Consider the following 414-nt stretch of genomic DNA (forward strand, 5'->3'; position numbering starts at 1 on the left):
TTGATGTATGAAACGATATCGCTAAAATCTGTCGCACTATAAAGATTTCTTTTCACACATTCTTTTAGTGCTGCTGATAAGATTGCCCCATTGTTCTCCTTTGTCTGCTTTGAAATAATCTGCAGCTGATCTCTAATATACCGAGGGTAGTTTTGCCGGATGATATTGAGATAGTCGTATGCGGAATCTACCTCTTCAAACCGTTTCGCAACCGTATCCATAAATGAATGGATGCCTTTTGTCCGATCGCGCGAATGGCTTCTATCCTTCACTAATTGGCCTTTTCCTTCAGGAATAGTGTGTTTTGCAATCAATTCTCCTGTATCGGTAATATAGATGAATAGTTGTTTGTCTTCCGTTTCCTTGATACCGACGGTATCATATTTATGGAATGTTCCTAGTGGAAGAGAATAC

The 414-nt window shown here is 39.4% G+C and carries 1 pseudogene; it reads right to left on the reverse strand.

From position 1 onward, the window contains the following. Window positions 1–414: pseudogene (locus RVS70_RS22805) on the reverse strand (IS21 family transposase); the annotation flags it as partial.

The sequence above is a fragment of the Virgibacillus sp. M23 genome, assembly GCF_034190895.1.
GTDB lineage: Bacteria > Bacillota > Bacilli > Bacillales > Amphibacillaceae > Virgibacillus > Virgibacillus salarius.